Annotated in this window: 8 protein-coding genes; 4 read left to right on the top strand and 4 right to left on the bottom strand. The window is 51.4% G+C overall.

What is annotated here, in order from left to right; all coding sequences use genetic code 11:
- The first annotated feature begins 355 nt into the window (after window positions 1-355).
- Window positions 356-943, top strand: coding sequence for an SMC-Scp complex subunit ScpB (gene scpB / locus EL633_RS09840; protein WP_218027451.1), 588 nt, complete (start codon window positions 356-358; stop codon window positions 941-943).
- Window positions 944-970: 27 nt separating this feature from the next.
- Window positions 971-1,843: a deoxyribonuclease IV gene (locus EL633_RS09835; RefSeq protein WP_126627013.1), complete on the top strand. Its 873-nt coding sequence runs from the start codon at window positions 971-973 to the stop codon at window positions 1,841-1,843.
- Here EL633_RS09835 and EL633_RS09830 read toward each other — a convergent pair.
- On the bottom strand, window positions 1,831-5,619 hold the full coding sequence (locus EL633_RS09830) for a BACON domain-containing protein (protein ID WP_246039209.1): 3,789 nt from the start codon (window positions 5,617-5,619) through the stop codon (window positions 1,831-1,833). The genes EL633_RS09835 and EL633_RS09830 overlap by 13 nt on opposite strands.
- A 460-nt stretch (window positions 5,620-6,079) precedes the next feature.
- Here EL633_RS09830 and EL633_RS09825 point away from each other — a divergent pair, with 460 nt between their 5' ends.
- Window positions 6,080-8,533 (top strand): serine/threonine protein kinase, encoded by a 2,454-nt coding sequence (locus tag EL633_RS09825; RefSeq protein ID WP_126627011.1) that lies wholly within the window; start codon window positions 6,080-6,082, stop codon window positions 8,531-8,533.
- 406 nt (window positions 8,534-8,939) lie between these two features.
- Here EL633_RS09825 and EL633_RS09820 read toward each other — a convergent pair whose 3' ends face one another.
- Both EL633_RS09820 and EL633_RS09815 read right to left on the bottom strand, forming a co-directional pair.
- The gene (locus tag EL633_RS09820; RefSeq protein ID WP_126627010.1) at window positions 8,940-9,584 is read right to left on the bottom strand and encodes an alpha/beta hydrolase; all 645 of its coding nucleotides are present in this window, start codon (window positions 9,582-9,584) and stop codon (window positions 8,940-8,942) included.
- A gap of 41 nt (window positions 9,585-9,625) precedes the next feature.
- Window positions 9,626-10,585 (bottom strand): ring-cleaving dioxygenase, encoded by a 960-nt coding sequence (locus tag EL633_RS09815; protein ID WP_218027449.1) that lies wholly within the window; start codon window positions 10,583-10,585, stop codon window positions 9,626-9,628.
- 208 nt (window positions 10,586-10,793) lie between these two features.
- Here EL633_RS09815 and EL633_RS09810 point away from each other — a divergent pair, with 208 nt between their 5' ends.
- Entirely contained in the window at window positions 10,794-12,074 is a 1,281-nt protein-coding gene (locus EL633_RS09810; protein ID WP_126627008.1) for a hypothetical protein, read from the top strand.
- 286 nt (window positions 12,075-12,360) lie between these two features.
- On the opposite strand, the gene EL633_RS09805 is transcribed toward EL633_RS09810, so the two are convergent.
- Window positions 12,361-14,298, bottom strand: a complete 1,938-nt coding sequence (locus EL633_RS09805) for a S9 family peptidase (RefSeq protein WP_126627007.1) — start codon at window positions 14,296-14,298, stop codon at window positions 12,361-12,363.
- Window positions 14,299-14,462 lie beyond the last annotated feature (164 nt).

Raw genomic sequence — 14,462 nt, 5'->3', positions numbered from 1 at the left:
CGGATGACTATAGCATTTCATAGTATATTAGTCAATATGAATCACTCCATATTACTTTATAATTAATTTATTGTCATTTTGTGCAATACTATTATTTATGCATACAAATGTATTAAGCATACACTTATGCGAACCACCGTTCATGGGGTTATTACTTGTGAGGGGAGGGCTCGAATGAGCATTTGACAATGCTCATTCGAGAGAGGGATTTAGACCTGGATGCGACCGGCATGCCAGGCATCGACGGCTTTTTTGACTTCACGGATGTAGTTGCCGACTTCACCTTGAGAGGGAGTCCTTGCGATAGCGCGGGGTGGTTCTGCATGGTATACTTTCCCTTACTATGGAACAGCAGATGCGGGATGAGGATAAGCAGATAGAAGAGATGTGTAAAGAGTTGGCGACCGCGATTGAGAGTTTGTTGTTTGTAGCGGGACGGCCATTGGAGCGGGGGGAGCTACGGAAGTTATTGGCGGTGAATGAGGAGGTGCTGGGTGACGCGCTACGGTGGTTGGAACAGGATCTTGCACAGCAACTACGCGGCATACGCCTGCAACAATTAGGGGAGCAGGTTCAGCTGGTGACGGCTCCAGAGAATGCACGCTATGTGGCGGCTTTGTTGGGACTCCCAATGTCCGCGCGACTGACTTCCGCGGCGTTAGAGACACTCTCAGTTATCGCCTATCGCCAGCCAATTACGCGGAGCCAGATTGAAGGGATTCGTGGCGTCAATAGCGATCGCGCGCTGCTTAGTTTACTTCAACATGGTCTGGTTGAAGAGGTTGGTCGCGCCCCTACGGTTGGGCGTCCCGCGCTCTTTGCGACGACGGCCGAGTTTTTACAGCAGTTTGGTCTGACATCTTTGCGCGAGCTACCAGGAGTACATATAACTGAGACTGCGACCGATTCCATGGCGGTTGCGCCGGATGATAATGGGCAGTAAATTTTAGAGAATGGGGAATAGATATCCATGCGCATTGGCCGCCATATGCCGACAAATTCTAAGATGGTTAAGGCTGCACAGCTAGCTCAACAGATTGGCTGTGAAGCTATTCAGATTTTTGCCAGTAATCCTACCGGTTGGAAACCACCAGCCGATGATCCAAAGTTGTGCTTAGCCTTCGCGGAGGCCGCACGTGTCCATCAGCTTGATCCGGTGGTATTGCATGCTCCTTATTTGATCAATCTGGCGACAACCGATGATGTGATCTGGGAGAAGTCGATTGCGCTGCTAACGTGGACACTACAGCGTGGAGCTTTGCTGGGTGCCAGGTATGTGGTCTTCCATACGGGAAGCCATCGGGGGGCCGGTATTGAGGTTGGATTGGCCCGTATCATTCAGGCAATTGAGCGCATCTTACCGGAGACGCCTGAAGAGGTGATGTTACTACTGGAAAATGATGTGGGCGCGGGCAATTCGTTAGGGAGTAAATTTGAGCATCTGAATACGGTGCTGGCTGCGCTACCACAGTATCGAGAACGGCTAGGCGTGTGCCTGGATACGGCGCATCTATGGGGTGGAGGACATGATATTTCCACGCCTGCGGCCTCAATGCATGTGTTGCAACAGTGTGACGACACATTTGGCTTAGAAAGACTTCAGGTGATCCATCTTAACGATACGGAAAAAGCGCTGGGCAGTCATCGAGATGTACATGCACGGCTGGGCGAAGGAATCATTGGACAGACAGGCCTCATGACACTCCTACAAGATCCCCGGTTGGCTCATGTCGCGGTCCTGATGGAGACTCCGATTAAACAGGATGAACAGGGTAAAGAAGATTGGGTGCATGATAGCGGAGAAGTCGCCAAAGCTAAGGTATTGGCAGGCTACCGCGAATGATGCAGAATTGATCGGATAATCTCTACCGGCTGTCCGCTTGAATCTATATGTACCGCTTCTCTAGTCGCTGTTGTCGGCTGAACTACTTGCGCTGGTTGCTGTATTTTTTGCGCTATTTGCACGTGTGAAGGTATCGATACAGGAGTCCTGACGATGCTAGTTGGTGATGAGTTCACAGCAGGCGTCGTAGAGACGACCAGCGTAGGAGTCTCCTGTGCGGTTGGCGTTATCTGCACTTGAGGAGTTGAGGCTGGCTGAGTCGTCGGTGTAGGTGTTGGAGCCGGAGCACTCAGCGTCAAATTGACAGCGATCAACACAGGATTACCAGCCGATGGCGTAATCGTAACGGTCGACACATAAGGCTGGGCGCTCGCACTCAATCCACTCGTATTTACTTTAAAGACCAGTTTTGAGGTCGTGCTGGCATTAGCAAGTCCAGTGTTAGAACCTAGCCTCAACCAGGGTTGATCAGGCGCAGAAGCCGTCCAGATGATCGTTCCCCCACCAATATTACTGATCGTGATGAACTGATCGGCAGGAGTATCCCCTTCGAGCGCACTAAAATTGAGGCTGGTTTTATCTACGGCCATTGTGGGTGGCATCACAACAGTGATCGTCACAGGAATTCTGACGCTACCCACATCTTCTCCAGTTAAACTATTGGTCGCGCTGACCAGCACATTCGCCACATAACTACCAGGTGCCGCATTGGTTGTATCCATTAAGAGTGCCACGCTGGTAGTTCCACCGGCCGCCAGATGCTTACCAGCTGAAGCTGAGAGCGAAAAATATGGCGCCGTACCAGCCTGTAAGGAGGCGGTCCAATCCAGGGCAGCATCGCCAACATTGTTAATAGCGATCGGCTGTGAAGTCTTGCCAGGAGTGACATTGGTGTTTAAGCCTGTAGGGCCTGCCGTCAGCTTTGGTGTACCACCAAGGCTCATAGTAACAGGAAGAGATTGCGGACTACCGACGATCGCGATGCCTGCATCTAGAGCGGCGAAGGAAACGGATCCGGTATATTGTTGGCCAGTGGCTAAACCAGCGCTATTTACGGTCACGGTAAAGGTGGCGCTGCCACCGCTTTTAATGACGGCATTGGTTGGTGAGACCGTCAACCAGGATTTTGTCAGCGAGGAGGCGGTTGTCGGTACAATCGAGATATTCCCAGCGGAACAAGTGCCAATGACCCCGATTTTAATGCTTTGTGAAGCAGAGCCAGCGGCAGCCAGTTTGGAGAAATCCAGGCTGGCTAGTGAAGGAGCCTGTAAGGTACAAGGCGGCTGCACATTCAAGTAGATATCCAGCGTCTGGATATTTATTACTTTGTTCTGATTAGCGCTATCCGTGGCGGTTATCTGTAGCTTGCCCGCATAATTGCCAGCCTTCAGACCAGTGAGGTTTGCACTCACCTGGGTCGATGCCGATTTATTGGGGGCCAGCGTGCCGCTAGCAGGCGCGGTATGCAGCCAGTTGCCACCGCTAGTGGTCGTGACACTGGCCCGCCAGTTCAATGGTGATTTACATGAAGTACTGGCCGTCATAGTCACCGCCTGACCCGTCCTGGAATTGTTCAGGCCAGTCGCTATGGTCTGTCCCGTATAACCATAGAAAGTCAACGGTTGTGAAGGAACCTGCAATGAACAGGCCGCCCCGACAACAAAGGTGATAGGTATGTTCTGTGGACTCTTGACGAGCGCATGGCCGGTCTCATCTACAGCTGAGACACGGATCAAGCCAGTATAGGTATTGGCGGTCAGAGTATTAAGCAAGGCTGCCCGCACGTTTATGGTCGTCGATTGGTGGGCATTCAGTTGTCCATGGGCTTTATCCAGAGAGAGCCAGTTACCGCCAGAAAGAACAACCCCGGTGGCGGACCAGGAAAGCATTTTGCCGCCGGTATTTGATAGGGTTAGCTGCTGGGCAGGCGGACTACTACCACCGGCATTTGTGCTGAAAGAGAGTGTAGAGAGTCCCAGACTTAATGCCGGTGAATTATTGGGTAGCACACTCAAACTTACCAACAATACCTGGCTACCATGGCCGGAGGTAAATGTGATCGAACCATTGTATGTGCCAGGATTCAAGCCAGCCACACTGGCCGTGATAGATGGTGTTGAAGAGGTTGTCCCCTGCTTCTGATCAATGTTCAGCCAGGAAGTATTACTCTGGGCAGTCCAGGCGACCGAGCCGGAACAACTCGCAGTCTGACCCAGAGAGATGGTTTTCGAGACCTGTCCCTGCTGCTGAGTGCTGGTCAGATTCAAGAGTCCAGGTGAGATCAGCAAGCCACAATTAGGCGTAATCGTGACACTTACATACACACTCTGAGGACTATGCAGTGCAGCATTGGGTCCGGTTCCACTAAAGGTCAGGTGGGCACTATGTGTACCTGGTAACAATGAACTGGTATCGACACTCACCTTTGCCGCTGAGCTCATAGAAGGTTGGACACGATTATTTTGTGGCGCCACCTTCAACCAGGATGCATCCGAAGTCGCCTGCCAATCCAAGGGGAGCGAACCTGGATTGCTTACGGTAATTACCTGTGGATCGGGATCCTTGCCGCCATCCGCGCCAGTGAATGAGAGGACGGCCGGAGATAACTGTAGGACAGGCTGGTGGCCAGCTTCCAATGGTAGGACTTGCATATTAACTGGCAGACGAATATCGCCGGCGGTGGATGAGAAGACAACCTGGGCGGTGTAATCTCCAGGCTGTAAATTGGCACGGTTGGCGGCCACCATGACATCCGTTGGTGGCATATTGCTCGATAGCAAACCCGTTTGTGGGCTCAACATCAGCCATGGCTGCGTTGTAGTAGCTTGCCAGGAAATCTGGCCGGCACCACTATTGGATAAAGATATTTTCTTTAAAGTGTTTGTGGCCTGATCGCCAGCCATGAAATCGAGCGCAGCAACAGATATTTTGAAATGGGCGGGCCGCAGTGGTCCTATATTACCGGTTACTTCGAGAGGCGTAGAGATATAGCGATGGGTACGCGCATCCTCTAGCATGATGGTATGCGGGCCACCACCCCAATCCTGGGCGATAAGAACCGTATCATTGATGGCACCATCATTATCCGCGAAAATCGCCGACGCATTATTGGTATCCATAATAGGGATAGCATTATCCCGGAAAAGACCAATCTGGGCACGAGGCGACAGGCCAACGCCACTTAAAGATAAAATTGTGCCAATATCAGCGCTCGAAGGGTTCACCTGTAAGGCTGGTCCGGCTGGACGTTGATCGGCGGCCGAAGTGCTTTTTAAGGCCTCAACCATTCCCAGCGTACCACCGCCAATTAAGAGGATTATCAGGGCCAGCGAGAACCAAAATATTAATCTGGGTCCAAAGAGCAGACGCGGAACGGCAAACCAGCCATACGGAATATGCCGTAAGACCGGCAACGACTGAGGTGGAAGCGGCGGACGTGGTGGATAGGTAGCTATTGGCCGCCGAGGCGTTTCCACTACTTTTTGCCAGGTAAGTTGACGCTGAGACTCCTCACTCTTCCCACGTGACACACCACGTGAAGATGAGCCAGGAGTCGTGGAGGTTTTCTGCTTGATTGTACGCTCGTCATCATCCGGGCCAACCGAAGATCCCATAGAAGTGTAGAGGGCCGGGGCGGAACTCAAGTGCCTGGTAGGAATATCAGTAACATCCAAAGTATCAGCAAAATCTAAGGCAGGCAAAAATGCCTCGCCGCAGAGAGCACAATATTCAGATGTTTTTCTTGGCAATGGCGCAGAACAATGTGGACAATGCATTCTATTCAAAAAATGTCGCCCCCTTACCTTACGCTAAAAGGCACTCACTCCTACATAAGAAGTGTACGGAAGATGACGAAGACTGTCAACTCTACTTTATCAGATAATCTTGGCTCTATCATCATAACGTTACATATGTGTAAAAATTGCATATCATCTATTTGGGTAGGACACCATCTGGCTAATGAGTCATTCCAGATTTTTGAAAAATCTGAAAAATGGGTACCTCTCATCCAATGCGAGAGGTGCAGGAGGGCGGCCAGCCCTCCTGCCGGGGTGCGGGGTGTCCCCGCAGCAACCTCTTTCTCCCTAAAGAACTGGGAGGTACACATTTTGGGTATTTTGAGGTCAATAGCCTTTACGTACTGCATAACAACTGGTAAGCTACTCCCTGTTGGTGCATTCGTTTTATAGTAGGATGAGATGACAATCATATGCCGACGCGCCGAAGGAGTGAAGTATGGAAGACCGTATTGGTCAGCAATTAGGGAATTACAAATTACTACGCCTGATTGGGCAAGGAGGCTTCGCCGATGTATATCTGGGCGAACATATCCACTTGCGCACTCAGGCTGCAATCAAAATTTTACAGGTTCGCCTGGGTGAAAGTAACATACAAAACTTTCTCAATGAGGCCCGTACCATTGCCCACCTGGTCCATCCTTCTATCATTCGCGTGCTAGACTTCGGCGTCCAGGATAATACTCCTTTCCTGGTTATGGATTATGCTCCACGTGGAACATTTCGGCAGCGCTTTTTGCAAGGTAAACCCATGCCAGCCGCACAACTTGTCCCGTATATAAAACAAACGGCTGCGGCGCTCCAATATGGCCATGATAAAAAACTCATCCACCGAGACGTTAAACCCGAAAATATGCTTTTAAGCAACAACGATGAAGTCTTGCTAGGCGATTTTGGTCTGGCCTTAATTGCATACAGTACCATCTCCCACTCACCAACTGAGACTGCTGGTACGGCCGCTTATATGGCTCCTGAACAGCTACAAGGGAAGCCTCGTCCGGCCAGCGATCAATATGCGCTTGGCGTGATTGCCTATGAATGGCTCACCGGTAAGTGTCCGTTTGAAGGCTCTTTCTTCGAGGTTGCCAGCCAGCAAGTCCTCTCACCTGCACCACAGATACGCGAAAAGGCGCCACAGGTATCGAAAGAAGTGGAAGCCGTCGTGATGCGCGCACTCGAAAAAGATCCACAGAAGCGCTTTCCCAATGTACGAGATTTTGCCCAGGCCCTCGAAGAGGCCTGTGGGCTCGGTCAGCAGCGTCCCTCAGATACAGTTACCAACGAGAAGGGGACCAGTACATCCATAAATACAAAAACATTGCAGGAGCGGTTTGATACAGCACGCTCACAATCACAGCGTTTAACGCCTTCAGCCATAGCGGCCGAAAAAACGCCACGCCCAATCACACATCGCTTTCCAGAAGAGGAGCGTTCAGCTTATCAATCGGTTAAGCAAGAACCATTGAAGCCACAGGCGACACCCCCTGTCCCTACCTCTGCGAGCAGATCCGCCAGGACGATACCGATTGGTAGCACATCAATGAACAATATGCCACCATTTCCCCCTCTCAATCCCAGTACTCCAGTCGAGGCATCTGGCAATTTGCGTTCAGATATACGGATTATCACACCAGAGCCTGACTCCAAGGATGATATGCCGATCTATCCAAACAAGACCCCAACCGATACGCCTGATATGCCAACAAGGCCAAATGCATCGCAGGCCGATATGCCATCTATGCCAACGTCGACCTCAATGCCAAGAGGTGCACGCCCGCTACCACTTGGAAGTTATATGACGCCTGCAGGCAACCGGCCTGCGGTCTCAAAGGCCATGCATCCCACAGACGATGAACGAAATGGGAGCGATCCCAATCATACGAGCTTTACCGGAAAGTCTTTTCAACCGGCCAGCGGACAACTGGTTGGCTCCACGATTTCCAGGTTCAGGCCATCTGCTTTCAGTGATAGCATCAAGACACCTGCGGCACCATTTCAAAGGGCAACAAAGTCCTATTTAAATACACGTAACTTGATAATTGTGGCCGTTGTATTACTCCTTATTATCGGCAGTGCTATCACAATCTCTATGGTATCAATGAATAATGCTTCAAATGCCTCACAACAAGCGGCACTGGACCAGAAGAATGCCACGGCGACCAGTATAGTTTCACACGCCAACACAACGGCAAAAGCTACGCAGGTTGTAAAGGCAACGCAGACCGCGCAAGTTAAATTAGAGACAAGCAATAGCTATCTTCCAGATGGTGCCAGCACGCTCGTCCTGAACGATGCATTGACCAGTAATCGCAATGGTTGGCAAGAGGGGGTTGATCCAACTGGTATCACAGGCGGACAATGCACATTTACGCCACAGGGCTATCAGGTCAGGGCACCAGCGCTGGCACCTATGTCCTGCTTCCAAAATAACCATCCACATAGCGACTTCACCTATCAGGTCAATGTTAGCTTCACTAACATCGGACAAAGCTTCAGTGGGGCCGGTATTGTCTTTCGTGGTACTGGTGCAACCGGGCAATATTACTTTTTTGAGATCTTTGATAGTGGCAATTATTCGCTACAGAAATGTTATAACTGGGTCTGCACCAACTATATGGATGGCTACAAAAATGCTAAGCCACCGCTGACCTCATTCAAGCATGGACTCAATGTCAACAACACGCTGGCGGTAACGATGCAAGGCACGACGATCGCGCTGTACCTGAATAAAGAAAAGGTGAGTGAGGTCACTGATACCATTAATGCTCCATTTGAAACCGGCGATGTAGGTGTGATGGCGACCGGTGGCAATGATACCGGGGTGGATTCACCAAATAATACCATTACGACCGCCATCTTTAGCCAGGCCAAAATCTGGGATATAAAAAAGTAAACAGGAACCTCGACGTGGAGCGAGGAGACGGCCCACGGCCGCAAGGGGATTACCCTACACGAGTCATTTACAGGTTACTTTACCGTAGATTTACAACATACATATTCATTCCAGCTTAAAACAAAAGAACAAGAAAAACGACAGATGTAGGGCAATCCCCTTGCGGGTTACCGTTACGTTGGCCCACGCAAAATTACCCGACCATGATCATGATCGGGTATGAAACATCGTTACGTTGAATGTATTGGGTCTTGCACCTGCGACCTGTACGATATACGATCGGGGACAAGCCAGAGGCTAGATGTGCTTCGTTGTGCTTGCCTCAACACAGTTACGTGTTTGAGGAACATTTCGTACGTGAACGGGTCGCAGGTGCAAGACCTGCTGCTACGTTGGAGAGCGGCGGTTATGGTAACTGGTTGAGCCAGGCTTTGGCGGTGCGGACATCTTCGTGGCTCAGGCCGTGGCCTCCGTTGAGCCAGTGGGTTGTGACGGTGGCACCAGATTGCTGCAGGACCTGGACGAGTTGTTCGGTCTGGGCGGTCGGCACGATTGGATCGAAACGGCCGGCGCTGATGAAGACGGATGTCTTCGATAGGTCGGGCAATTTCTCCAATGCGAATGGGACCATCGGGCGTAGCAGGATGGCTCCGCGCAATATGTCGGGCCGCAGGAGCAGCATGCTGGCCGCGATATTGGCTCCATTGGAGTAACCAACGGCGATCACATTGGTGGGATCGAAATGATACACCTCGCTAGCCGACTGCACAAAGTCAGCCAGTTCATGGGTACGCTGCTTCAAGTCCTCAACATCAAAGACCCCTTCGGCCAGACGGCGAAAAAAGCGGGGCATGCCATTTTCCAACACCTTTCCACGTGGACTCAAGAAGGCTGCGCCTGGGAGGAGCATCTGTCCCAGGTCGAGCAGATCTTCTTCATTTCCACCCGTTCCGTGTAGTAGCAGTAAGGTGGGTGTAGTCCCCTCTTGTGACTGTGCAGGTACAAAACGGTGTACGAAATCGGTAAATGTAGGTACATTCTTTGAATTCATGTGTCTATATTCCTTACCTTTTCAGGTTCTTGCTTGCTTACTTACTTGTTTTGTTCGGATGTTGGAATGGTGATTGGTGGTAGTACACGCTCAAGCTCAGCGCGTCGAGACTCAAACCATTCGGGCAACTTCAGGTGCGTGCCCAGTTCGGCAGGATCTTCATCAACGGCGAAACCTGGCTGGTCGGTCGCGATCTCAAACAAGACACCACTGGGCTCACGGAAGTAGATCGAATGGAAGTAGTTACGATCCAGAATCTCGGTAACACGCAAGCCAACTTCAGCGATACGCTCACGCCAGGCGACTTGATTTTCATCGGTCGCAGTACGCCAGGCGACATGGTGAACGGAGCCAACGGCCTCCTGACCACGGCGCTCATTGGGCAGATCCAACACATCAACCAGGGTGGCGGGACCAGACTCCCCAACCTGGTAACGGCGGCGATTACCCAGTTGTCCAACTTCGTGGAAACCCAGTACATTGGTCAATACTTTGGTGGTCGTCTCAGCATAAGCCACCGAAAGGGTGACACTATGGAAGCCACGCGTAGCATATTCGACAGGAATTGGACCTTCAGCCCAGGGAGTGCCAGCCTCACCATCACGATGGGCAATTAACTCCAGCGACAAACCATCAGGATCCTGGAAAAGCAGCACTTGATCATCGAAGCGCGGAATGGGTCCCTCAACCGAGACACCGTTGCGCGATAAGCGATCCTGCCAGTATGCCAGCGCAGACTCAGGAATCGAGAAAGCGATGGCGGATACCTGACCTGTACCACGGCGACCCTTAGGATAGCCAGGCCATGAAAAGAAGGTCAGGATGGTGCCAGGGCGTCCAAGTTCATCCCCATAATAGAAATGATAGGTATCAGGGGCATCAAAGTTTACGGTCCTCTTCACGAAGCGCAAGCCTAAAATTCCTGCATAAAAATCGACGTTTCGCTGCGGCTCATCGGTGATAGCAGTCACGTGATGAATACCAAGAACTTGATTTTCCAATGTTTTTCTCCTCAGGGCAAGCGCCCCCATCTCGAATGGTTCCGTCTCTGTTTATATCTTCACTATCATCATAATAGTTACTTTTATTTTGTTAGTGATAATTTATCACATACAGAATGCTCTGTCAAGGCAAGCGTGCATGGCTGAACTCGTAGCGATCAGGGAGGACGCGAAAAAATATACCTCTTTGTGATAAAATACGCACAAGATGGAACTATGGACACACCCGGATGAATATAATGGCACACAAACAGGCGCAGTGGAGAATGGGCAGGTCGCTGCAACACGCAGCATACGCCGCCTTACCGACCGCGCCATTTTGTCGTTGCTGCGTCACTGGCTCTTAGATGCATATGTGGCGGACTATTGCCGGTCGCTAGGTGCGATGCGTATCTTTCGGCGCTGCTATTGGATCGACGCCTTAGGCGGCTATACACCTAAAAGCCTGCATGTTCCATCCATGCCAACCGAAACGGATAGTACCAAAGGCAAGAAACGCCAGAAGAGCGCGACAGCGGCGGTACCTGCTGCCTTACAGCCAATCACTGCACTGGCCCAGTCCCTCGCCCAGGAGAGCCGTCCTATCGCGTTACAGAGCCTGTTATTAACGGCCGGAAGTGGTCCACGACGTGCAGTGAAAGAAGCCAAGAAGGCCAGCGAGCAAGCATTATCCTGGCCAAAAGAAGGCGGCATTCTGGCGAGTAGCTGGCTTGAAAGTGCTCCCACATTATTAACAGAGCTAGAGCAAGCACCGGCCATCTTCCTCTTGGATCCACTCGGTGCGGCGATCTTCAGCTATGAAGACCTGTTACCACTCTATAAGCGGACCGCGCCAACCGAACTCTTCTTTTTAATCGCCCATAAGCAGATCGAGCTACGCCTCCAGGAAGCCCATAGTAAAGTCGGACAGGCGCAGGCACTGACCGCCCTGCTACGTAGTGATCGCTGGAAAACACTGGCCTCCAAGCAAGGGGACGAGGTCAATAAAGGCTTTTTGAAACTATTTATCACCTCAATGAGGAGACACTTCCTCTGGTCCCCACAGGCCATCGATCTGCCGGTCCAGAGTGGTCCGGCCAGCATTACATCCCTGCCCTACACCCTTATCTATGCCACCAGGCGACCAGAAAGCCTGTTGATTATGAATGATGCCCTCTGTCATTACAGGCGCAACACCTATCAGCAAAGCTATCAAGGCGTACTCAGTGAAGAATGGTTTGCGCAACAGGAGCAGAAGCATCGAGATGAAGATCTACTGCAACTGAGTCGGGAGATACCACAGCAAGGCATAGCACTACGGATCCGCCGCTGGCCCGATCTACGCCAGCAACTATTGCTCAATAACTTTGGACACTTTACGCAACAAGAATACGATCAATGTATGCTGCAACTAATCGCCCGGCAAGAAGTTCGGTGCGCCTGGAGACAGGCCAATGGAGACAATGGGACACGTGTACCCGGTAACGAAGATACACTTATCTGGCGATAACACGAGTGGCGTAGGCTTCTTATGATCTTATGCTTACGTTATCGATGCAAAAAACGCAAAAAGACAAATATTCACAGTAGCGGCAGGGCTTGTCCCTGCGCCCCGTCCAACGTACGACCATGTCCAATCCAGAGGCTGGATGTACTTGAATCTATCAGCGTCAGGATACGTGTTTGAGCAGCATATCATACGTGTACCGGTAGCAGGGACAAGCCCTGCCGATACGAATCGTGATGCGAGGTGAACCACCCCCCAACAAATCCCGTTGGGGGGGTGGTTTTTGTGATTAGAGATTTTCGATCAGGACTGGTTCGATGGTGTCGGCGGGTTGGAAGCCGAAGATTTTGGAGTAGAAGTAGAGTTCGGCTTCGAGGGCGCGTTTGATGTTTTCAGCGCGACGGAAGCCGTGCTGTTCGCCTTCAAATGCGAGGTAGGCTACGGGCAGTTTTTTGGCTCGTAGGGCTTCAACCATGAGTTCGGCCTGACTAGGCGGTACGATTTTGTCTTCCAGGCCCTGGAAGAAGATGACTGGACATGAGAGTTGATCGGTGTGGTTGATGGCTGAGCGAGCGTCGTAGAGGTCTTTGCGCTCAGGGTAGGGTCCGATCAGGCCATAGAGGTAGCGAGACTCAAATTTGTGGGTGTCGTAGGCGAAGATGTTGAGGTCGCTGACTCCGAAATGGCTGGCTCCGGCTTTGAAGGTGTCGCGGAAGGTGAGGGCACATAAGGTGGTGTAGCCACCAGCGCTGCCTCCCTGGATGGTTAGACGCTCGCCGTCTACGAGGCCGCGCTCGACGAGGTATTTGGCGGCGTTGACACAGTCATCGACGTCGACGATACCCCACTGGCCTTTGAGACGATCACGATAGGCACGGCCATAACCACTACTGCCGCCATAATTTACGTCTACCACGGCGAAACCACGGCTGGTCCAGAATTGGATGCTGAGATCTAGCTTGCTTGAGGCCGCGCTGGTAGGACCACCATGGCTGATGACGAGCAGTGGCGGTAGCTCGTCCTGGGGGGCGGAGAAATCAATGTTTTTCGGCGCATAATAATAGGCATAAGCGGTTACATCATGTTCCGTGGGGAACTCAATCAACTCGGCATCTGAGATATAGCCGGTATCGATGACCGCGTTCTGGCTGCGACGCAGAATCTCGACCTGACCCGAGGGAAGATCCAGGCGTACCAGTGAACCAGAAGAGGTTGGAGAGGTCGCCAGGAATAAGATCTGGCGCTCATTGGCTTGAATACTGGTCGCCGAAGAAAATGGAATAGAGATCGGCGTCAGGGTATTGGTCCTGGTATCGATATAGGCCAGACCAGACTCAGAGGGACCTGCATACCAGCAAATGATGCGCTCGGCTGAGACAAAGGAGTAGGTGGACATCCCAAAGACCCACTGAGGTAGTCCAAACTCGGCCTCTTTGGGGCATACAGCCTCAACCTGATTATCCACCAGACGATAGAGATTCCACCAGTTGGTGCGATCAGAGACGAAATATAAGGTGCCATCAGGAGACCAGGAAGGCTGGAAGATAGACTCCTCAGGACCCCCGGCTACACGCTGGGCGCTACCGATGAAGCCCGATTCATCCAGGTCGGCAACCCAGAGCTCACAGCCATCCCAGGGCATATTGGGATGATTCCAGGTAAGCCAGCATAGGCGCGAACCATCAGGATTCAAGCGTGGCGTCGAATAAAAATCATTGCCGGCCTGCAAGATCTGCACGCCTTCGTTGACATCCCCATCGAGAGGAATACTTACCAGCAGATTGACCGCCTCACGATCGACATTGGTATGATCTTCACACACACAAATCAAGCGCTGACGCTGCTGATCCACGATCATGTCCGCGTAACGACGATCAACGGCGGGAGTCATAGCCACAGGATCCGAGCCAGGAACCAGACGATAGAGACGCTGATCCGCAAAGTTTGAGAAATAGACCGTGCCCTGGTTGACAGCATAGTCACCACCGCCATATTCATGGACCCGTGTACGAGCATTAAATGGCTGAGGATTCATGTCTGTTAAAGTACCGTCAGCTGAACGGCGCACAATCACATTCCGACCACCTTCCGATGGACGTCCCTCAATCCAATAAATATCATCCCCATCGATCGCGGTCAGACCAAAGCGAATCGTCTCCGCGACGATCAGATCGGTCGTCACAGGCGACTTCCATGAACCATACGGAGCTGTTGTTACGTTTGACATAGCCTTCCTTTCATCCACAAAAATGTATCAGGAGTCCCCCAACTGTCTTTATGGATCCAGACGCACTGTATAGCATTGAAATTACTCAAAGAGAGCAAACAAAAAAAGATACCATGCACTGATTATGTACACGGAAAATTGATTGGAATTCAGATGTATGGAAC

The sequence above is a fragment of the Dictyobacter alpinus genome (assembly GCF_003967575.1).
GTDB lineage: Bacteria > Chloroflexota > Ktedonobacteria > Ktedonobacterales > Ktedonobacteraceae > Dictyobacter > Dictyobacter alpinus.
The sequence above is the reverse complement of the archived record's forward strand: the minus strand, read 5'-3'. Positions and strand labels throughout refer to the sequence as shown.